Source organism: Cohnella boryungensis (assembly GCF_042651945.1).
In the GTDB taxonomy this organism is placed as follows: domain Bacteria; phylum Bacillota; class Bacilli; order Paenibacillales; family Paenibacillaceae; genus Cohnella; species Cohnella boryungensis.
The window spans coordinates 399,597-420,321 of the sequence record NZ_JBHSED010000003.1; the positions used below are offsets into that span (position 1 = coordinate 399,597).

The 20,725-nt window shown below is 58.4% G+C and carries 21 protein-coding genes; 15 read left to right on the forward strand and 6 right to left on the reverse strand.

Annotated elements, in window-relative coordinates; all coding sequences use genetic code 11:
- Window positions 1-25: 25 nt before the first annotated feature.
- The 9 genes from ACFO1S_RS02975 to ACFO1S_RS03015 are packed head-to-tail and all read left to right on the forward strand — an operon-like array spanning window position 26 to window position 10,580.
- Entirely contained in the window at window positions 26-1,432 is a 1,407-nt protein-coding gene (locus tag ACFO1S_RS02975) for an oligosaccharide flippase family protein (RefSeq protein WP_204600729.1), read from the forward strand.
- Window positions 1,433-1,448: 16 nt separating this feature from the next.
- A complete protein-coding gene (locus ACFO1S_RS02980) occupies window positions 1,449-2,534 on the forward strand; it encodes a GNAT family N-acetyltransferase (RefSeq protein WP_204600728.1) in 1,086 nt (361 codons plus the stop codon).
- Window positions 2,531-3,724, forward strand: coding sequence for a GNAT family N-acetyltransferase (locus tag ACFO1S_RS02985; protein WP_204600727.1), 1,194 nt, complete (start codon window positions 2,531-2,533; stop codon window positions 3,722-3,724). The genes ACFO1S_RS02980 and ACFO1S_RS02985 overlap by 4 nt, the downstream gene beginning before the upstream one ends.
- Window positions 3,669-5,309, forward strand: coding sequence for a glucosamine inositolphosphorylceramide transferase family protein (locus ACFO1S_RS02990; protein ID WP_204600726.1), 1,641 nt, complete (start codon window positions 3,669-3,671; stop codon window positions 5,307-5,309). The genes ACFO1S_RS02985 and ACFO1S_RS02990 overlap by 56 nt, the downstream gene beginning before the upstream one ends.
- A gap of 56 nt (window positions 5,310-5,365) precedes the next feature.
- Entirely contained in the window at window positions 5,366-6,274 is a 909-nt protein-coding gene (locus ACFO1S_RS02995; RefSeq protein ID WP_204600725.1) for a glycosyltransferase family 8 protein, read from the forward strand.
- Between the two features lie 35 nt (window positions 6,275-6,309).
- A complete protein-coding gene (rfbA, locus tag ACFO1S_RS03000) occupies window positions 6,310-7,203 on the forward strand; it encodes a glucose-1-phosphate thymidylyltransferase RfbA (RefSeq protein WP_204600724.1) in 894 nt (297 codons plus the stop codon).
- Window positions 7,196-8,272, forward strand: coding sequence for an acyltransferase (locus ACFO1S_RS03005; protein WP_204600723.1), 1,077 nt, complete (start codon window positions 7,196-7,198; stop codon window positions 8,270-8,272). Before rfbA ends, ACFO1S_RS03005 begins: the two co-directional genes overlap by 8 nt.
- Entirely contained in the window at window positions 8,269-9,558 is a 1,290-nt protein-coding gene (gene lhgO / locus ACFO1S_RS03010; RefSeq protein WP_204600722.1) for an L-2-hydroxyglutarate oxidase, read from the forward strand. Before ACFO1S_RS03005 ends, lhgO begins: the two co-directional genes overlap by 4 nt.
- Window positions 9,555-10,580, forward strand: a complete 1,026-nt coding sequence (locus ACFO1S_RS03015; protein WP_204600721.1) for an NAD-dependent epimerase/dehydratase family protein — start codon at window positions 9,555-9,557, stop codon at window positions 10,578-10,580. The genes lhgO and ACFO1S_RS03015 overlap by 4 nt, the downstream gene beginning before the upstream one ends.
- A gap of 20 nt (window positions 10,581-10,600) precedes the next feature.
- Here the strand turns inward: ACFO1S_RS03015 and ACFO1S_RS03020 are convergent, their stop codons facing one another.
- Entirely contained in the window at window positions 10,601-11,044 is a 444-nt protein-coding gene (locus tag ACFO1S_RS03020; protein ID WP_204600720.1) for a bactofilin family protein, read from the reverse strand.
- A gap of 5 nt (window positions 11,045-11,049) precedes the next feature.
- Window positions 11,050-12,036, reverse strand: a complete 987-nt coding sequence (locus tag ACFO1S_RS03025; protein WP_204600719.1) for a M23 family metallopeptidase — start codon at window positions 12,034-12,036, stop codon at window positions 11,050-11,052.
- A gap of 110 nt (window positions 12,037-12,146) precedes the next feature.
- Between ACFO1S_RS03025 and cls the strand changes: the two genes are divergently transcribed.
- Window positions 12,147-13,580, forward strand: a complete 1,434-nt coding sequence (gene cls / locus ACFO1S_RS03030) for a cardiolipin synthase (RefSeq protein ID WP_204600718.1) — start codon at window positions 12,147-12,149, stop codon at window positions 13,578-13,580.
- 4 nt (window positions 13,581-13,584) lie between these two features.
- Here the strand turns inward: cls and ligD are convergent, their stop codons facing one another.
- Entirely contained in the window at window positions 13,585-14,481 is an 897-nt protein-coding gene (gene ligD, locus ACFO1S_RS03035; protein ID WP_378126288.1) for a non-homologous end-joining DNA ligase, read from the reverse strand.
- Window positions 14,482-14,541: 60 nt separating this feature from the next.
- On the opposite strand from ligD, the gene ACFO1S_RS03040 reads away from it, so the two are divergent.
- Entirely contained in the window at window positions 14,542-14,859 is a 318-nt protein-coding gene (locus ACFO1S_RS03040; protein WP_204600716.1) for a winged helix-turn-helix transcriptional regulator, read from the forward strand.
- A gap of 88 nt (window positions 14,860-14,947) precedes the next feature.
- Here ACFO1S_RS03040 and ACFO1S_RS03045 read toward each other — a convergent pair whose 3' ends face one another.
- Both ACFO1S_RS03045 and ku read right to left on the reverse strand, forming a co-directional pair.
- On the reverse strand, window positions 14,948-15,907 hold the full coding sequence (locus ACFO1S_RS03045; RefSeq protein WP_204600715.1) for an ATP-dependent DNA ligase: 960 nt from the start codon (window positions 15,905-15,907) through the stop codon (window positions 14,948-14,950).
- A 34-nt stretch (window positions 15,908-15,941) separates the two neighbouring features.
- Window positions 15,942-16,811 (reverse strand): non-homologous end joining protein Ku, encoded by an 870-nt coding sequence (gene ku / locus ACFO1S_RS03050; RefSeq protein ID WP_204600714.1) that lies wholly within the window; start codon window positions 16,809-16,811, stop codon window positions 15,942-15,944.
- Between the two features lie 120 nt (window positions 16,812-16,931).
- Between ku and ACFO1S_RS03055 the strand changes: the two genes are divergently transcribed.
- The 3 genes from ACFO1S_RS03055 (at window position 16,932) to ACFO1S_RS03065 (ending at window position 17,956) form a co-directional block, all read left to right on the forward strand.
- The gene (locus tag ACFO1S_RS03055) at window positions 16,932-17,108 is read left to right on the forward strand and encodes a hypothetical protein (protein ID WP_204601074.1); all 177 of its coding nucleotides are present in this window, start codon (window positions 16,932-16,934) and stop codon (window positions 17,106-17,108) included.
- Window positions 17,105-17,296, forward strand: a complete 192-nt coding sequence (locus ACFO1S_RS03060) for an H-type small acid-soluble spore protein (RefSeq protein ID WP_204600713.1) — start codon at window positions 17,105-17,107, stop codon at window positions 17,294-17,296. The genes ACFO1S_RS03055 and ACFO1S_RS03060 overlap by 4 nt, the downstream gene beginning before the upstream one ends.
- Before the next feature lie 96 nt (window positions 17,297-17,392).
- Complete coding sequence (locus ACFO1S_RS03065; protein WP_204600712.1) at window positions 17,393-17,956, forward strand: NAD(P)/FAD-dependent oxidoreductase; 564 nt, start codon at window positions 17,393-17,395, stop codon at window positions 17,954-17,956.
- Between the two features lie 179 nt (window positions 17,957-18,135).
- Here ACFO1S_RS03065 and ACFO1S_RS03070 read toward each other — a convergent pair whose 3' ends face one another.
- Window positions 18,136-18,858 carry a CAP domain-containing protein gene (locus ACFO1S_RS03070; RefSeq protein ID WP_204600711.1) on the reverse strand — a complete coding sequence of 241 codons (723 nt, stop codon included), beginning with the start codon at window positions 18,856-18,858 and terminating at the stop codon, window positions 18,136-18,138.
- Window positions 18,859-19,660: 802 nt separating this feature from the next.
- Between ACFO1S_RS03070 and thiL the strand changes: the two genes are divergently transcribed.
- The gene (gene thiL / locus ACFO1S_RS03075; protein ID WP_204600710.1) at window positions 19,661-20,719 is read left to right on the forward strand and encodes a thiamine-phosphate kinase; all 1,059 of its coding nucleotides are present in this window, start codon (window positions 19,661-19,663) and stop codon (window positions 20,717-20,719) included.
- The last annotated feature ends 6 nt before the right edge of the window (window positions 20,720-20,725 follow it).

The following is a 20,725-nucleotide window of genomic DNA, read 5'->3' on the forward strand; positions in this document are numbered from 1 at the left end:
ATGCGGGGAAGCGTGGTGACCGACAATGGCAGCTAGCCTGCGCGGGCAAGTGATGAAGGGCGGCGCGTACCTGGTCGCACGCCGGATGGCGGGATTTGCGATTTCTTTCGGAGGCATGCTGCTGCTCATGCATCTGATCGGCATCCGTAATTATGGTATGTACGCTACGCTTAACGGGCTTATTCTCTTCCTGACCGAGCTGTGCGCGAACGGGATGAACGCCTATCTTGTCAGGGAAGAACGGGCGGACAAACGGCTGTACGATCTGGTTTTTACCGCCATTCTGGTGTCGGCCGCAATCGCGGTTGCCCTCGGCGCGTGCGCGTCCTCGCTGCTGGCGGAATGGCTCCATGACGAGAGCTTTCGATGGCCGTTTCTGCTGGCGCTGCTGGGCTTGCCCGCGACGGCCTTTCTCGTGCCCGCCCTGGCTATACTGGAGAGAAAGCTGGACTTTCGGGGCATTGCGTTCGTGGAGATGTATACCCAGGTCGCCTATTACGGCGCGGCCATCGCGCTGGCCTACTGGCAATTCGGCCTCTGGGCTCCGATTATCGGCAATCTCGTTCAGGCGTTGACCGCGCTTGCGCTCGGATATCGATTTACCGGCTATCGGCCATCGTTGTCCTGGTGTCGGCTTACGTTCAAGAAGATGCTCGCGTACGGAATAAGCCATTCGTTGTCCAAGCGGATCATCTCGTTGCGGGCACTGGTGAATCCGCTCCTGGTCGGCCGCTTCGTCGGGCCCGAAGGCGTGGCGTGCATTGCTCTCGCCGTTCGGGTCATCGAAGCGCTCAGTCTTGTGAACGGCGCAATTCAGCGCATTTCGTTTGCGGCGTTCTCTAAAATTTCCCAGAGTAAGGAAGCGGTTCAGAACACGCTGAACGAGCTGATGCCGCTGCAGATTTTTTCGGTCGTGCCGTTTCTGATCGGGTTTTCGGTCGTTTCCCAGTGGCTTGTGCCGCTGCTCTTCGGGGACGATTGGACCACCGTGCTTCATCTGTATCCTTACATCGCCGTCTCGTTCTTGATCAGCTGCCTGTTCAGCATGCATGTGAACGTGCTGTACGTTCGCGGGGACAACTGGAGCGTCGTTAAATTCAATGCGCTGCACGTCGTTCTCTTCGTCGCGGTCGCGTGCGCGCTTCTGCCGATTGTCGGACTGTACGGCTACGCAATCGCGGAGATCGTCACGTTGGCTACGTACTACGCGATTCACCTTCCGCTCCGCAAGCAGTATCGTCTTCGCTACCGGACAGCCTTGATCTACGCCTCCGTATGCGCGCCTGCGCTATTCTTTCCGACCGTACCGATCCCGTGGGCTTTCTTGCTGCTGGCTCCGCTTCTCGTCTTAGTCGTCTGGGCGGAGCCGCGGATTCGCTTGCGAGGGTATGTCAGGCAAATCAGGAGCTTGAGAGCCGGAGACGCGTCATAAGAATCGGAGGGAAATCATGCTGAGGTCGAAGGTAATCACAAGCGCATCCGAATTTCAGCGATTGGAGCAGGACTGGCGGCTGCTGATCGAGCAGATGGAGCAGCCCGAAATTTTCGATTGCTGGGAGTGGAGCAGTCTTTATTTGAAGCATCTCTGCGACGAGTCCGATCGCCTCTTCGTCGTGGTCGTCTACGACGGGGATCTGTGCGTCGGAATTGCCCCGATGCGGCTGCAGGAGCGCAAATTCAGAAAGCTCCCCTTCGTTAAAGCCCGAGTGCTGGAGCCGATCGATTCCGTATACCGCGACTATTGCAGGTTCTATCTTCATCGCGGCTATCATTACGGACAATTGATCGATCTGCTGGTGGACGAGATGATTGCGGGCAGCCGGGATTGGGACTACATCGAGCTGCGCAACTTTAATTCCAGAGACCCGGTCACGATGCTTGTCCGCGATAAGCTTGCCCGCAAGCTCGATATCGACGTAGAGCTGGGCGATATGACGCCCTACGTCGACTATCGGCAACTGTCCAGCGGCAAGACGAACAAGTCCCGTATCGGCGCGATCGAGCGCAAGGAGAGAAAGCTTGTCCGGGAATGCGACTGCCGCATTCGGGTGAGCCAGCCGTTCGATGAGGCCACATGGCTGAAGATGGTCGAGCTTCATCTCGGAAGATGGGGGGAGACGAGCGTATTCCGGGATGCCCCGCTGCTGGCGTTCTGGCGGGAGCTGCTTACCGCGCTTGACGCGAGCGATCGCCTGGAGTTTTCGTTCCTTGAGATCGAAGGCCGCCTCGCCGCGGCGCATATGGGCTTTCGCAACGCCCGCAAAATCTACTATTATACGCCCGCCCTCAATCCTGAATTCGCGGACAGAGGACCGGGTCTTATTTTGCTTATGCACCTGATGAAGCACTATGACGAGCTCGGGGCGGAGGAATTCGATTTCCTGCGCGGCGACGAGTCCTACAAATTCTACTGGGCGGACAAGGCCGGCACCAATCATCATATTTACGCGTATCGGCCGGGCGCGGCTCGTTGGCTGATGAAGCTGTACGTGCGAAATGCCAGAAGGAAAAAGACAAAGGAGCGAGCGGGATGATGCGCTGCGAGATCGTGACGGACAGAGAGGCGTTTGACTCTTTGCGTCCGCTCTGGACCGGACTGGTCCAGGAGATGGAAAGCCCCGATCCTTACGATACCTGGGAGTGGGCGAACGACTGTCTGAATGCGATGGACGGCTCCGCGATTCGTCTGTTTATCGTCGTTCTGTACGAGTCGGATGTCTGCGTCGCCATTTTCCCGCTGCGGATCACGACGAAGAAGATAGGCTGGCTTCGCATTAGAACGCTTCGCCCGATTACGCAGGGGCTTGCCACGTATTGCGGCTTCTGCCTCCATCGCGCCTACAACGAAAGAACTCTGTTGAACGGTTTTGTCGATGCTCTCGAGCGCTTCGGCTCTCGTTGGGACAGGCTCGCTCTGCGGAACTTGAGCTCCAAGAACAATGCGACGTATTTGCTGCGGCGGCTGGTCGGAGATCGCTTCAAGCTGTTCGAGGAGGAGGGGGATCTGACCCCCTATCTGAATTATTCGCTGCATTATCCAGAGAAGATCAACAAGAAGGAGCATAGGGAAATTCAGCGCAAGGAAAGAAAGCTGCGGAAGGAACACGAGGTGAACCTGCAACTGGACCAGCCCTTCGAAAACGCGCTATGGAGAAGGGCCGTGGAGCTGAATAAGCTCAAGTGGGCCGACAGCAAGTTCCGCAGTCCGGAATTTACCCGATTCTATGAAGCGGTTATGCTGCGGATGAATCGGGAGGGTCGGCTCGGCTTCTCTTATCTAGAAATCGACGGCAGGATCGAGGCGATCGGTCTCTGCTTCCATATGGGCAAGAAGGTGTACGGCAAGTTCATCAATTATTCGGCGGAGTATGCCAAGCGCGGCATCGGCGTGATGCTCGCCCGAAGCATGATCGAGCATTACGCGCAATGCGGCATGGAGGAATTCGACTTCGAGGACGGCACGCAGCCGTACAAGTTCTACTGGACCGATACCGTGCGCAGAAACTATGACATCGACGTGCTTAACCGCAGCCCCAAGAAGGCGCTGCTGGCGCTTTATTATATCGCGAGAACGCTTGTCCGGCTGAGCGGGGCGACGCACCTGCGGCAACGCTTGGCCGAGCGTGCGCGAAAGCTGGGAACGAAGGATAAGAAGAGGGGGGAGCTTCATGCTCAGAGTGGCGATACTGCTCGACGGCCCGGCATGGAAGCGGTGGGAGGCTGAGTGCGTTCGCCTTCTGCTCGACTCCAATCGGGCGGTCGTTCCGCTTCTAATGATGAAGAAGAGCGCCCCTGATCGGCACGGGGGCTCGTTCGCCTGGCGCGCGCTGCGGCGCTGGCTGACCCGCGCCTCCAGTTCGCTGGCCGCGGCGGAGGAGGCTTTGCCGCCTGCGCCGATCCTGATGCTCCATGAGGACGGCGCGCAGGAGCTGGGCAAGCTGAAGCGCTACGGGCTGGATGCGATCCTGTCGTTCCATAAGGGAGAGCTGAACCCGGGCCTGCTGCGCGCCGCGAAGTACGGCGTATGGGAATTTCGTTACGGCGACGATCTATTCCGGGACGCGGCAGGCTATTCCTACCGCAATCTGCTGGACGGCGCAACGACGAGCGCGGTCGCGCTCGTTCGCCGGGGAGAAGAGCCGGGAACGGAATTCGCGCTGCGGGAAGGAGCTTTGCCTGCCGCCGCTCATTCCTACGCCAGGAATATCGATGCGATCCATCGCTTCAGCGCGAGCTGGCCCGCGCTGGTGTGCCGCGACATTGCCGCCGGCCGCCTTCCCGGCAGCTTGAAGCGGCCGAAGCCGCCGAGAATGGTCGGCGCGGACCTGGCGGCGTTGATCTCCGGGCCTACGGCCAAGGGAACCGCGCAGCTGATCTGGAAGACGGCCGCTCGGAAGGCCCGCAATTTTTTCGCGCGCTGGTTCGTGGCGGAGCATTGGAACGTCGGCGTCGTGGATCGTCCGATCGATCGTTTCCTGGACGCGGAGCCAGCCGATCCGTCCGAGATCCGCTGGTTTCCCCGCCGGCGCCGTTATATTGCCGATCCGTTCGGCATGCAGATCGACGGCAAGCTGCACGTGCTGGTGGAGGAATACGATTACGGGACGAACAAGGGCGTGATTAAAGCGCTGCTGTCCGAGGAGGAGGAGGGAGGGGAGGCAAGGCCGGCAATAGAGCTGCCCGTGCATATGTCCTATCCCTATCTCCTTCGCGAGCGGGACGAAATATTCTGCATCCCGGAAACCCACCAAGCCTCGGAGGTGTCGCTGTACAAGGCGGTCGAGTTTCCGGGAAGGTGGGAGAAGATCGGCGTGCTCATTCGCGACTTTCGCGCGGTCGACGCAACGGTGTTCCGGCATGACGGCAGATGGTGGCTGTTCTGCACGGACGAGAGCGAGGGGCCGAACTCCCATTTGCATATCTGGTATGCGGAGGAGCTGACGGGGCCGTGGCTCCCGCATCCGCTTAACCCCGTCAAGATGGATATCCGCTCGGCCCGCCCGGCCGGAACCCCCTTCCAGCGGGACGGGCAATTGTTCCGGCCTGCGCAGGACTGCTCGGCGACCTACGGCGGAGCCGTCATGATCAACCGCATTCTGGCGCTGTCGACGACCGAATTCGCGGAGGAAACCGTTCATCGGCTTGCTCCGTTGCCAGAGAGCCCCTACGGGGAGGGCCTGCATACGCTGTCATCCGCAGGCAGCCGAACGTTGATCGACGCCAAGGTCGAGACGGTAGATTTGAAGGTTTTCGCGCTGCGCGTGAAAGCCCGGGTCAAGATGCTGCTGCAAGGCTCCGCGGCGGGGTGATGTCCGGGGCTTATGCGGCTGCAGGCGAATAATTGGAACGAAGAGGAGCGCAATTCATGACTAAGCAAGAAACGATTCATATCGTCGCAACCTCCGATACGCATTATGTACAGCATCTCGGCGTCGCTCTTAAATCGCTGGCGATTCACCTGTCCGCCCGTACGAACGCGGTCTTTCACGTTGCCCATGACGGCTTGCCCGAGCATCAGCAGGCGCAGCTTCGCCGCACGCTGGACGGAACGAGAACGGAGCTGCGCCTCGTGCCGCTCGACCGGAGCCTGTTCGAAGGGCTGCCGATCAGCCGTCATTTGAACGAGGCAACCTACTTCAAGCTGGCAGTTCCGGAGATTGTCGCCTCCTTGGCGCTCGAGAAGGTCATTTATCTGGATTGCGACGTGGTTGTCAATTGCGATATTCGGCCGTTGTGGGACATGGAGCTCGGCGATTACGCGCTTGCGGCCGTCTCAGATCCGGGAGGTCGGGAACGGCTCGCCGATCTGGGCATATCCGCGGAAGCGGGCTATTTCAATGCCGGCGTGCTTCTGTTCAACTTGCGCAAATGGCAAAGCCGCTCCTTGTCCCGTCAGGTTATCGAGGCGGTCGTCCGCGCTCCCGACAAAATGCAATTCCACGATCAGGACGGGCTGAACGCCGTTCTGTACCGGGATTGGCTGGAGCTGCCCGCTCGCTGGAACATGCAGACCAATATGGTGAAGCCGGAGGAACGCGGGCTTCCCGCGCCGCCCTGCATTCTTCACTATACGGGCTCGTCCAAGCCGTGGCATTACGGGAACGATCATCCATACAAGAGGGTCTATTTTGCCTACCTGGCGATGACGGCATGGAGCGCATACCGTCCGGAGCGGAGCCTTGCAGCCGGGATGAAAGCCGTCACCCGCAAACTATTGCCCCGGCCCGCGATCGCCTTCCTGAGCAAGATGAAAAGCCTGATGGCGAACGGATAACAGAGTTTTATCATGTTACGACGGGGGAGATAGGCATGAAAGGAATCGTGATGGCAGGCGGAAGCGGGACGCGTCTGTATCCGTTAACGAGAACGGTGTCCAAGCAGCTGCTGCCGGTCTACAATAAGCCAATGATCTATTACCCGATATCCGTTCTGATGGCGGCGGGCATCCGCGAGATGATGATCATCGTCGCGCCCGAGGACTACGGCCGATTCGAGCAACTGCTCGGAGACGGCTCGGACTGGGGCGTATCGTTCAGCTATGCGGTGCAGCCCAAGCCGGAAGGCATCGCCCAGGCCTTCCTTCTTGCGGAGGAATTCATTGGCCGGGAAGGGGTCGCGCTTATTCTCGGCGATAACATTTTCTATGGGCAAAGGCTGGCGCCTACGCTGCAGCGAGCCATTAAGCGCAACGGAGGCGCGACGGTTTTCGGCTATCGCGTGGCGGACCCTGAACGGTTCGGCGTCGTCGAATTCGACGCGGCGGGACAGGCCCGATCGATCGAGGAGAAGCCGATCGCCCCGAAATCGAGCTATGCGGTTACAGGGCTCTATATCTATGACAATCAGGTTGTCGATATCGCCAAAGGGCTTCAGCCCTCGGCACGGGGAGAGTATGAGATCACCGACGTTAATCTGGCCTATCTGAATCGCGGCGGCCTGCGGGCTGAAATGCTCGGTCGGGGCTTTACCTGGCTCGACTCGGGGACGCACGAAGCGTTGCACGAGGCTTCGCGTTTCGTCGAGACGATCGAGAAGCGCCGCGGAATGAAGGTCGCTTGTCCGGAGGAGATCGCCTTCGGCTGCGGGTACATTACGCGCGAGCAGCTGCTGAAGCTGGCCGAGCCGATGCGGAAGAACGACTACGGACAGCACTTGCTCCGGCTCGCGAATCGCGGCGCAGAGGTGGGAAGCGCTTATGCCTGAGCGGAACGCGGCCATTGACCTGTGGCGCGTCGTGGCCATTTTCGGCATCGTTGTCATTCATGCGGAGCCGTTCATGAGGCTGGAGGGAGGCTGGCATACGCTCGGTCTTTTCCTGGACGCGATCTCGCGCTTTGCGGTTCCGTTTTTTTTCCTGACCTCGGGCTATCTCTTCGCGGGCAAAATCCTCCTCTCGGATAGTCCGAAGGCCTATTATCGAAAATACGCAAGCAAGCTGCTCAAGCTCTATTTCATCTGGCAGGCGCTCTACCTGCTCTACGACGCGGCGACGCTGCAGATCAGCGGCTATCATACCTACAGGCAGGCGCTGGCGGATTTTCAGGCGATGGGACTTTCGGATCTGGTTAAAATTCCTGTCGGGCTGCTGTATTACGGCTTGTATTCCAGCGGCTATCACTTGTGGTTTCTGACCTCGCTGGTCGCCTGCATCGCGGTCATCTATCATTGTCATCGAAGAGGCTGGATCAAGCGCTTGCTCGCGGTCAGCGCTGTCCTGCATGTCGTCGGGATCATCGGGGAGTCGTACCTGGGAGGGTTCCCGCGAGATTTTATGGCAAGAGACGCCCTCTTCTTCGGACTCTTCTATACGACCTCGGGCTTTGCCTTGTTCCGCTATCGGGAGATCGTAGCGACTGCGTTCGCTTGGCCGCGAAGCCGTTTCCTCTGGTTGATCGCGGGAAGCGCGCTGACTCAATATGCGGAGAGGACCTGGCTGACCGTATCGGGGGATTATTCGTTCGCGACGGCGATCGGCTGCGGCGGCCTGTTCCTGATGCTTATGCGCTTCCCGGATTGGGGCCGGCATTCGGTGTTGTCCCGGATGGGCAGGCGGTCGGTCGGCATCTATCTGGTTCATCTGCTGTTCCTGAACGCCGCCCGTCTGACTCTGGAGTCGCTGCGGATGGAGGAGGCGGCGGACACGCTGCTCTGGAGCCTGCTGCTTGCGCCTGCGGTATTCCTGCTGTCGTATGCAGCAGCCGTCTCGGGAAGCGCCATGAACGGATTGTCTTTCCGCTATGCCAAGAAGACGAGGAGGAGAGCGGCGACATGAAATCCGGAGGAGAGAAAGGTTCGAGGTACAAAAAGGTCGATTATTTGATTATCGGGGCAGGAATCATGGGACTTACGATAGCCAGAGAGCTTAGACGCAGAGAGCCGAGCGCCTCGATCTGCGTCATTGAGAAGGAGACGCAAATCGCGATGCATGCCAGCGGAAGGAACAGCGGCGTGCTTCATGCGGGCTTCTATTATTCGGCCGACAGTCTCAAGGCGAGATTCACCCGGGACGGGAACCGGGCGATGACCCGCTACTGCGAAGAGAACGGCTTGAAAATCAACAGATGCGGCAAGCTGATCGTCGCCGCGAACGAGGCGGAGCTGGAGGGACTTGAGGAGCTGAAGCGCAGGGGCGACGCGAACGGAGTCGAGCTTGTCTGGATGGACGAGGAGCAGGTCAGAAGCGTCGACCCCAATGTGAGCACGTTCCGCAAGGCGCTCTATTCGCCGAGCACTTCGTCCGTCGATCCCGTCGAGGTGTGCCAGCAGCTGAAATGGGAAAATTCCCATAACAACGTGGAATTCCGCTTTAATACCGTCTATCTGAAGCATCAGGACAACCGCGCGACGACGAATCGGGGCATCATCGAATACGGGTATCTGGTGAACGCCGCAGGCTTGTACGCGGATAAGATCGCCCATCGCTACGGCTTCGGAAAGAAATATACGATTATTCCGTTCAAGGGCATCTACTTGAAATACGCGAAGAACAAAACCGACGTGCGAACGAACGTGTATCCCGTGCCGAATCTGGGCAATCCCTTCCTCGGCGTGCATTTTACGAAGACGGTCGATGACAGCGTCAAGATCGGACCGACGGCGATCCCCGCGCTGTGGCGGGAAAATTACGCCGGACTGCAGCGCTTCAAGCTGGGCGAATTCGTTCAGATCGTCTACTACGAGGCCAAGCTGCTGTGGAAAAACGCTTTTCACTTTAGAAGCTTGGCGTTCGCGGAGCTCAGGAAGATCAGCAAGAAAAACTTTATCGGGTTGTCTCTGCGCATGGTGAAAGAGCTGGACGCCGGAGGCTTCGGGAGCTTCCTTCGTCCCGGCATTCGCGCGCAGCTGCTGAACAAGGAAACGCTGGAGCTTGTTCAGGACTTCGTATTGGAGGGCGACAGCCGTTCCATGCACGTGCTGAACGCGGTCTCGCCGGCCTTTACCTGCTCGCTGCCGTTCGCCGAATACGTGGCGGACGAGATCGCAAGACAGCAAGCCCCCGCTGCGGTCAGGCCGGACCGGAGCAACGTGAAAATATACAAGAGGAGCGTAGGAACATGAGAACGGTATTGGTGACGGGCGCCGGCGGCTATATCGGCAGCGTCCTCGTGCCCAAGCTGCTGGCCAAGGGCTACCGCGTGAAAGCGTTGGATCGCTACTTTTTCGGCGAAGAGCATCTCGGGGAGCATTCCCGCCTGACCCTCATCAAAGACGATACAAGAAGAATAAAGGAAGAGTATTTCGCCGGAGTGGACGCCGTGATCGACCTGGTGGCGATCTCCAACGATCCAGGCGGCGAATCGTTCTCGGAAGCGACGTATCAGATCAACCACGTCTCCCGCGTGAATACGGCGGCAATCGCCAAGAGACTCGGCGTATCCAGATACATCCTGCCTTCGTCATGCAGCATTTACGGATTCATCGGACCGGACGAGATCGTCGACGAGGACTCGGCCGCCAACCCGCTGACGACGTATGCGAAGGCGAACGAGAAGGCGGAGCAGGGCGTGCTGCCGCTCGCGGACGGCCGGTTCACCGTCGTCGTCATGAGGCAGGCGACGGTGTACGGCTTCTCGCCGCGAATGAGGTTCGATCTAGCCATCAACGGGATGACGCTGGGCGCTTATCGGGATGGCGTCATTCCGTTGATGCGGGACGGCAAGCAGTGGCGGCCGATGGTGCACGTTCAGGATACGACGGACGTCATGTGCCTGCTGCTGGAGGCGGACAGCGCGATGGTAAACGGCCAGATTCTGAACGTGGGCTCGAATCGCAACAATTATCAGGTCGGACAGCTGGCCGAAGAGATCGCTTCGGCGCTGCCCGGGGACGTGGCCATCGAATGGTACGGAGACTCCGATCATCGCTCCTATCGGGTGAGCTTCGATAAGATCGGCCGCCTGCTCAATTGGGAAGCGAGATGGACGGCCGCCGACGGGGCGAGGGAAATCTACAATGCCCTGGAAAACGGGAAGATCAGCCGGATGGAGCAGTCCATTACGCTGGGCTGGTACAAGGAACTGGTCAAGTGGCACAAAATTATCAAAAACGTAGAGATGTACGGGGCGATTATCGACCTGTAGCCGAAGCGAAGCAGGCGGCCTTACCCCGCCTGCTTCGCCTTCTTGTCGGTCTGGCCCGCGTGGCCGCCTGCGCCGGAGCCGCTCCCGGCAACGGCTGCGCTTGCCGTCTTCGCTTCACCTCTTTCCATCGCGCAGCTGCCGTTCAGCATCCCGCCCTCCTGCACGAGCAGCATGGCCGTATGGGCGTGGCCGTGCAATTGCCCCGTTGCGGTGATCGTCAGCTTGCCGGACGTATGTACATCCCCGTACACCTTTCCTGCGATCGTGACCTCCCGGGCATTCACGTTCGACTTCGCCAAGCCGCGTTCCCCGATGACGACCATCCCCTTGCTCTCGATGTCTCCCTGATAAGACCCTTCGATTCGAATATCCGTCTCCGACCTCAACGTTCCGCTGAATTCCGACCCGGCGCCGATTAACGTGTCCGTAACGTCGGAGCTTCGCGCACTTTTCCTTGTCAACATCGCATTCAATCCTCCTTGATTTGCTGCAGATAAGGAAGCGGATTAATCGGCTTCTCGCTGGCAACAATCTGAAAATGCAAATGCGGACCGGTGCTGCGTCCGCTGTTGCCCATCTCCCCGATCCGCGCTCCCCGGTTGATTGCCTGCGCTTGCTCCACCTCAATCTTGCTTAAATGCATGTACCATGATTCCAAACCGTTTCGATGGGTAATGATGATATAATTACCACGTGTAAGGTTGAATCCGGCTTCCTTCACCCGGCCGTCTCCGGCAGCGAATATCGGATCGCCGACATCGCCGGTGATATCAACCCCCGCATGGAACGTGGATTTGCGGGTGAACGGATCGCTGCGGTAGCCGAAGCCCGAAGTCAGTCGCCTGGATACAGTCGGCCAGCCGGAAGGCATGGCGTTCAGCTCGGCGCGGCGCAGCTCGGCCTTGCGCAGATTGGCCTCCATGGAGACGGCCAGCTCGCCCAGCATTTGCGACAATTCGGAGAAATCCGCGATGGTCGTCTCCACGGCGGCGGCCGATAGCCTGTCGACTGGCGGAGCTTCGAAGGAATCGAAGGCCGGGTCCGCGAAGCGGGCCGCGCCGGCTGCTCCTTGAGGCGAGGCAGACGGATCGCCGTACTCGCCGATGAACTGGCGAAGCTTGGCCTCCAGCTCGGCCAATTCGCTCATTCGGTCCTGCAGATGCCCGGTTTGCTCATTCAACTGGCGAACCTCAAGCCGCAGCGATTCAATGACCGCGTTGCGATCGGCCAGCGAGCTCTTGCTGTTCGCTGTTTCTCCGGCCAGCAGGCCCTCCAGCTCGTGAATTCGTTGCAGCGCCTGCAGCTCCGTAGCCGCGAACGCCCCGGCGACCGTCAATGCCGCGGCAACGGGCAGGAGAGCGACCGTTCTGCCCGACAACCGATACTGCTTCACCCGGCGATCCGCGTCACGGATCAGGATGAATGACCACTTTGTCTTCCGCCTTATTCGCGCCATCGGTTCTCCTTTCGGCTTCGCGGTTGTTCGAAGTCTATCTGGCACAATCTATTCTTGAAACCTTTCTTTCATTCCGGCAAATCATTAAGAGACGGCGAGGAATAAGACGAATGATTGCGTTTGGTCTGTGCATTTTGCTGTTTATCTTTATTTTTCAGGCGGCGACGATTCTGCTGCTCGAATTCAGAAGGCCCGCGCATGCGACGGCGTGGCTCTTTATTTTGTTTCTGTTCCCCCTTGTGGGCTTCATTCTGTATTACTTCCTTGCGACGGAGTATCGACGGAGCCGGAAGGCGCGCCGCCGGGGAAGCCTCGATCAGCGCCGCCGCGCCCGTCTGCTTGCGATGAGCGCCACCGTCACGGACGCTGCGGAGCTGCCGTCGACAGAGCTCGCTGTCCGGCCTCGGCTGTTTCGCACGCTGCTTAAGCGCGGAGAGCTGCCCTTCTCGGGAAGAAACCGCAGCGTCGTCTTCAACAACGGGATCGATACGTACGAAGCGATGCTCAAGGCGATCCGCGGCGCGAACCACCACATCCATATGTCCTCCTACATTCTAAGGGACGACGGCGTGGGCAAAACGTTTCAACGGGCGCTGATCGAGAAGGCGCGCGAAGGCGTCCAGGTTAAGCTGCTGTATGACGGGATCGGAAGCATCAAGCTGACGAATGCCTATATTCAGAACCTGAAGCAGCACGGCGTGGAGTGCGCTTGTTTTTTTCCGCTAAGGCCTTCCTTCCTGAAGAAGCGGATGAATTACCGCAACCACCGCAAAATCACTATCGTGGACGGCAAGGTCGGATTTATCGGAGGAATCAACGTCGGCGACGAATACATCGGCAAGCATCCGCGTCTCGGCTACTGGCGGGATACGCACTTGATGCTGGAGGGGGATTCCGTCTATTGGCTGCAGGAGGTGTTTCTGAAGGATTGGGAGATCGCGACGCGCGAAAAGCCGGACGCCAAGGCCTACTTTCCCGAGCACGACGTGCCGAGCGGGGAAGTCGTTCAGATTGTTCCGGCCGGACCGAACCGCAGGGGGGACGCGATACACGACTCCGTATTCGCGATGGTGAACGCCGCCCAGCGGCGAATCTGGATTACGACCCCCTATTTCATTCCGAGCGCCAGCATCGCCATGGCTCTTCATGATGCCGCGGTGAGCGGAGTGGACGTTCGGATTATTTTGCCACATGTGCCGGATACGTGGCTCGTGCATCTGGCGACGCTTTCCTACGCCGAGGAGATGATGCGCTCCGGCGTCCGGATCTGGCAATACAAGAAAGGCTTCGTTCATGCCAAGACGCTCGTTCTCGATCGAATGGCCGCGATTGTAGGCTCGGCCAATATGGACCTGCGCAGCTTTTTCAGCAATTTCGAGATCAACGCTCACTTGTTCGACCCGGCGGCCATCGCTCAGGTAGAGAAGGATTTTCTCAAGGATCTGGAGGACAGCGAGGAAATCAACCTGCAGAAGTTTTTGCAGAGGCCCCGAATACAGAAGGTCAAGGAAGCGATGGCGCGGATTTTGTCGCCGCTGCTGTAGCCCGTTACAGGCTGGAGGGCAGGCTGGCCAATACAGGAGCCAACAATTGGCGGGGCGCGGCGGCAAGCACGTCGCCCTGCTCGCTAAGGCGTTGGCGGATGTTGAGCAGATGATAATCCGCCGGTTTGACGTCTCGGCGCACCTCGTCCCAGGTCAGCGGCGTCGAGACGGGGGCAAAGGGACGCGCGCGCGGGGAATACGGAGCCGGAAGCGTTTTGCCGGTATAATGCTGCAAGTAATCGAGGTAGATCAGATCGCCTCGGTTTTTCTTCAAGCGCTCTACCGTGAACAGGCCGGGGTGGCGCGCAGCCAGATATTCGGAGATAAACTTCCCGAACGCGCGCAAGTCCTCGAAGCTGGGACCGCGTTCGATCGGCATGACGACCTGCACGCCTGTCGCGCCGGAGGTTTTGGGCACGGCGTGCAAGCCGAGGGAGCGAAGCAGCTCCCCGACATACGCAGTCGCCTCCATCAAGCGAGGCTCCTCCTCAAGGGAGGGATCGATATCCAGCATCCACGTATTCGGCAGCGGCGTTGCAATCTCGTTGGACGATACATGGAATTCCAGGCTGTACAGGCTGCCCATCCACAGAAGCGTCTGCGGAGAGTCGAGCACCACATACCGGATGCTGCCGTCCTGAGCGGTGCGGACATATTCGGGCGTCGGCTCGGGACTGTTTTTCTGATAGAAGGACACGCCGTGTATGCCCTCGGGATAACGAATCGTGGTGAGATAACGCCCGGACGTGTAGGGAAGCAGATAAGGAGCCAATTCGGCCAGTATCTGCAGGTATGCCAGCTTCGTGATTCCGGCCTCCGGCCAGATCGGCTTGTCCGGATGAGACAGCGCCAGTTCAAACTCGCCCAGCTTGACGATCGTTCGTTGCTTGGTCATATTCAGCCCCCGTTTCCGCGATTTTGGCGTATAATAGAAGGACGTACAACAGGAGGGAGAAAGAACATGGACGAAACGCAGATGTGTCCCCGCTTTGAGAAGGCGATGGAGTTTCTGAGCAAGCGCTGGACGGCTCTGATTGTGTATCAGCTCATGCAGGGCCCGCAGCGGTTCGCCCGGATCGAGAGCTCCCTGTCGAACCTGAGCGGCAAAGTATTGTCGGAAAGGCTGAAGGAGCTGGAGGCCGAGGGCATCGTTCGCCGGGACGTATACCCGGAGACGCCCGTTCGGATCGAATATCAGCTTACGGATAAGGGGAGGGCACTGGCCCCTCTGTTCGATAGCATCCATAATTGGTCCAGCCAATGGATTGAGCCCCAATGAGCCGCTCGGGCTCGATTACGCGTGTCAATGCTCTCCCCTATGTTATTCGTCAGCGCCTCTGAACGATTGTTCGCCGGCCTCGTGCCTACTATCGCGCAATCTGCTTAGCGGAGCATTCCGACAAAGCGGCGGCAGGCAGCAGCGCTTGGATGCTCGGCTGTCTCATGACGCCTCCCGGCGTCCATTCGAGAAATTGCACCTTAGCGACCCAATGGGGCTTTACCCATGTGGCATCCTTGTAACGATCGGGACGTTCGGCGAAGGTCATATGAGCGGAGACGAGGGAAGGCGCCTGCTCCGTAAGCGTCAGCCAATCTTGCCGGGTAAGCTTGCCTGTGCCGACATGCCCGATATAATGCAGAGCCCCGCTTTCATCGAATACCCCCAACAGCAAGGCGTTCACCCTATTCCCGTTATAGGTTACTCCTCCGACCGCCGCGATCAGATCTTGCGTAATCTTGAGCTTGCGCCAGCGATTGTCCTTCAGTCCGATGCCATAGGCGCTGCTTAAAGATTTGCAGACGATGCCTTCCATCCCCAATTGCTTCATTCGCTCGAACAAGGCCGACGAGTCCGTAAAATTGCGGCAAAGCTGCACGCGCTCCGATTCCCGCACGAAGCGGCTCAGCAGACTCTGCCTTTCCGCCAAAGGTCGTTCGGTGACCCAATTCCCTTCCGCCAGCAGCAAGTCGAACACCACATAGATTGCGGGAATCCGCGAAACGGCTGCGGCAATGGAGGCCTCCTGACGCAGGCTGTCCCGGCGCATAATTTGGCGGAAGGAAGGAATGTCCTTGTCGAAGGCGATCATCTCGCCGTCAAGAATAAGGGATTCTGCGGACCCGTAGGCGGCAGCATCGGCGAACTCGGGATACTGCAGTGTCCGCTCGTGCAGTCTGCGGTTAAACAAGCGCGCGCTGCCGCCACTCACGTAAGCGAGCATCCGTACGCCATCCCATTTGATCTGCCCAACCCAATCCTCTCCTTGCGGGCTCTCGATGACAGACACCGGCTCGAACGGGACGATTGGCTTTGCGGGAAAAATCATTCGATATCCGCCCGGTCGATCCGATTGGCGCCGGTCATGGCACTGCGCCTTCCTTCTTGCGGCTTCTGGTTCCCCGCGCCTTGGCTTTTCCCCGGTCTCCTTCGTCAACTGGGTCGTCCGTCCCTTCCGGCTTTACAACCGCTTCAAGGCTGGCCTGCAGCGCAGCCATAAGATCGATGACGTTCGTCCGTGCCGCTTCCGGCGCGGTCACGATATCCGGACCTTCTCCGGAAATTTTGCGCTGAATCGCTTCCTGGAGAGCAATTCGGTAATCGTCCGTATACTTGGCTGGATTGAAAGACGCCGAGAGCTGCTCGATCAGCATCTTTGCCATGGTTAGCTCTTTGTCGTTGACGTTCGCTTGCTCGGGAAGATTGGGGACAAGCTGGAGCGGGCGAATTTCGTCTGGGTAATGCATCGTTTCCATGCAAATGCAGTTGTCTACCGCGCGAATGGCGGCCAGGCTGCTTTTGCTGCGAATGGCGATCTTGGCAATTCCGATCTTGCCCGACTGGCGCATCGCTTCGAGCAGCAGGTTATAGGCTCCCGATCCGGCTTGATCCGGGGACAAATAATACGCCTTCTGGTAATACAGCGGGTCGATCTCGGTCAGATCGACGAAGTCGAGAATCTGAATCGTTCGCGTGTTTTCCGGCTTGATGGCATCGAGCTCTTCCTGTTCGAACAGCACAAAGCGTCCTTTCTCTTGCTCATAGCCGCGCGCGATCTGCTCCCACGTCACTTCTTTCTCGCAATGTGGACAGGTTCGCACGTTGGAGATGGGGGTTCCGCATTCCTTGTGGATCATTCGCAGATGGATGTCCTTGTCCTCGGTAGCGGTAAACATCTTGACGGGGACGTGGACGAGGCCGAAGCTGATGGCGCCTTTCCAGACGGTATGCACGAGGCAGCGCTCCTTTGCGTGAATGATGTTTGTTACGGTGCCCATTCCGCATGGAAAACAACCGCGCGGGGCATATTGGAAAAAGGCTGGAGGCTCTAACCGAAAGGAAGCTGATGAAAAGTGGATAAAGAAGAAAACCTGATGGCGGAAACCGATTCGATCCATGAAGGAAGGGACCAGTACGATATGGATATCGATCGGATGATCAACGAGGGCCTCGGAGGCGGCCAGGTTACGCTGCATAACGGCTTAATCTCGGAAACGACAACGGGAACGATGGAGGAGGATACCCCTTGAACGCGCAAAGAGCCAAGGAAATCTACGATTCGTCCGATAACATTGCGGTGAAGCTGGACAATGGACAATCGGTATGGATCGAGAAGGTGGACGTCGAGAACGGGATGGCGACCGTGCAGGTGGGCCAAAGCCCGACGGACGTGCAGACGGTCGGAGTGGAGCGCCTGACCGAAGCACCCTCCTCGTAGACAACTTCGTTCCGGGATGGGGTTACTTTTTGAAAGCGCATTAACGGCGTGGTACAATAAGTAAAGTTTCCCTATTATCCCGAAGGAGTGATGATCATGTATGATGTCGCGATTATAGGCGGGGGACCGGCCGGGTCCAGCGCTGCAATCTTTACCGCAAAGGCCGGCAAAAAAACGATTGTCATCGACAGCGACCAAAGCGTAACGAAGCGGGCCTGGGTTGAAAATCATTACGGCACCGAAGGCATTACCGGTCCCGATCTTGTCGCGCTGGGCAAAAAGCAGGCGGCCGGGTTCGGAACGGAATTCGTAACGGCGAAAGCAACGAAGCTTACGGCGGGCGGCGGGGCTGTCACGATCGAGACGGAAGAGGGAACCTACGAAGCGCGCCATGTCATTATCGCCACGGGGATGTTCGCCGATGTGGCGGAGCACAGCGGCGTTCGCACGAAGCCGGGAACGGAGCCGAGGATCAAGACGATCATCGATTGCGGCCCTGACGGCAGAACGAATCTGGCGAACGTATGGGCGGCAGGCACGATTGCCGGGGTTAGCATGCATACGATTATTACGGCGGGCGATGGGGCCCAGGTAGCCATCAACGTCATCAGCGAGCTTAACGGAGAGCGTTACGTCGACCACGACGTATTGAAGGCATAGAAGCATTAAAGGCTTTGCGAGGAGAGGCGCGGCTCTGCGCCCTGTCCCGCGGAGCCTTTTTTGTCGGCGTCTGGAGACGCTGGAGGCGCGGGGAAGGGAGTCGGCTTGAGGTTGCCTAAATCAAGAAAACAGGCTGCACAGCGGGGGTACACACCCGTGTCAGCCTGTTTTCATTAAATTTACGAGATGAATTCCTGAACCCACACTCCGTTGTAATAAGCCACACCGATCGTCGTGAAGTTGGCGCTCAGAATGTTGGCGCGATGGCCGGGGCTGTTCATCCAAGCCGTCATTACCTCTTGCGGGGTGCGCTGACCCTTGGCGATGTTTTCTCCGGCATAGCGATAGTTAATGCCGTATTGCTTCATCATATCGAACGGAGAGCCGTAGGTCGGCGAGTTATGATCAAAGTAACCTTTGTTGTACATATCCTTCGCTTTGTCCAAAGCCATTTTCGTCAAAGTCGCGTTGGATGTGTTCAGCGCCTTCAGTCCCGCTTTTGCGCGCTCCTGATTGACCAGTGTCACCACTTGAGAGGCGAAAGCCGATGTTGCCGTTTCCGTACTCGTTCCGGCGTTCGTGCCCGAGCCGGCGTTGCTGCCCGTGTTGCCGCTGCCCGTGCTTGGCTTGGACGGCTGAGCAGGCTGTGCAGGTTGAGTAGGTTTAGTAGGTTGTGTCGGTTGAGTCGTTTGACCGCTGCCGGGATATTTGCCTTGCAGCAGCTGTTGAATCAAGGCGTTGAGATCTATGCCGTACCGGCCGGCGAATTGCGTCACTTGATCTTGCGTTATCGAATTTCCGGCGGAGCTTGCGGCAGAGGCCGCGCCAGCTCCAGCAGGAATAGCTATGGCAAGCGCCAACGTTCCTAGCATCAGAGCTTTCTTCAAATTAAACTTCTTCATGAATCTTAATTCCTCCCTTTGGCTTGGAATAACCCAAAGTCTATCAGCATGCTAGGGCGATTACATGCCACAAAATCTCCCATCCTTCGGCCGATCGCATGCTTTTTGCTACTGCGCCAAGGGATACGAACCTAGAATAATATTATTCTCATAAAATGCTCTTCCGCCGCTCAGAAGCGGTCCTTCGCATTAGCTGCCGCCCGTCGCGAACGCGGGGCGTTAGTTATGCGAAAGTGAGCTAAAGCGCGAAGGAGGGGCGAGGATAGCGGCGTTAGTTATGCGAAAGTGAGCTAAAGCGCGAAGGAGGGGGCGAGGATAGCGGCGTTAGTTATGCGAAAGTGAGCTAAAGCGCGAAGGAGGGGCGAGGATAGCGGAGTTAGTTATGCGAAAGCGAACTAAAGCGCGGAGGAGGGGAGGCGAGTGCGGAGTTAGTTATGCGAAAGCGAACTAAAGCGCGGAGAATTGGCGGCGATAGCGGAGTTAGTTATGCGAAAGCGAACTAAAGTGCGGGGGAGGGGAGGCGAGGGCGGCGTTAGTTATGCGAAAGCGAGCTAAAGCGTGGTGGAGGGGAGGCGAGGGCGGCGTTAGTTGTGCAAAAGTGAACTAAAGCGCGGAGGAGGACGTCGGGGAGGAAGAGCGAGGAAACAGCATGCCACGGGGCAGCAGGGGGAATTGAGCTCTGACGGAGCGGCTGGTGCGCAGCATACGATATCCGGTGCGCCTGAGCCGTTGCCGTTGCAGGATTCTTTGCATGTTCGGGCGCACCCCGATATAATTAGAGCAATAATGAAGAAATGGGGAAATGACCGTGCCGCCACTGGACGAATTCGGGCGTATTCGCGCTTGGACGGAAGGCCGCCAGAACGCGGGTTTCCTTCAACAGGCAGGAGTTGTCGAAGGGATCGGAGACGATGCGGCCGTCCTGTCCGTCCGCTCCGGCCAGGAATGGCTGGTTGCCGTGGACACGATGGTAGAGCAGGTTCATTTCCTGAACGAGACGATGCGCGAGTCCGATGTCGGCTACAAGGCGCTTGCCGCCAATGTCAGCGATATTGCGGCGATGGGCGGCGTGCCGAAGTTTGCGCTCGTATCGGCAAGCGTACCTCCGTCCTGGAACGCGGACAGAATGAAACGGCTTTACGACGGCTTGTACGAGTGCGCGGGGCTATATAACGTCGCCGTTGTCGGAGGAGATACGACCTCTGCCCCGCAGGATCTGGTCGTGTCTGTGACGCTCATCGGAACCGTCGAGCAGGGACGGGCCATTCTCCGAAGTGGAGCGAAGCCGGGGCAGTCGGTGTTCGTGACGGGACCGACGGGGCTTTCGGCCGCGGGGCTGCATGGATTGATGCGGCGCTCTCCGTTGACGGAAGCAGCGGGCGAAAAATCGCGAATCGCCTCAATTCCCGCCAGATTGGTACAGGCCCATCGGCGTCCCGCGCCGTCGGTCAGAGCCGGCAGACTGTTGCTGGAAAAGGGCTGGGCGACTTCCCTGAACGATATCAGCGACGGCCTGGCCAGCGAGGCCTGGGAGCTGGCCGAGGCATCGGGAGTGAAGCTGCTGCTTAAAGAAAAGCTGCTGCCGATGTCCGGCGAATTGGCCTCCTATGCGCGAAGCGAAGGCCTTCGCCCGCTGGAGCTGGCTTTATTCGGCGGCGAAGACTACGTGCTGATCGGCACCGTAGATAAGGAGCATGAAGCGGCCATGCGGGAGACGTTCCGCAAGGAAGGCTTGCCGTTGTTCATAATCGGCGATGTAGAGCAAGGAAAGCCCGCCGTAGAGCTGGAGCTGGCGGATACGCGCAAGCGTCGGCCGGTCGAGAAGAAGGGATATAATCATTTTGCCGAAGGGACCATGTGAATCTAG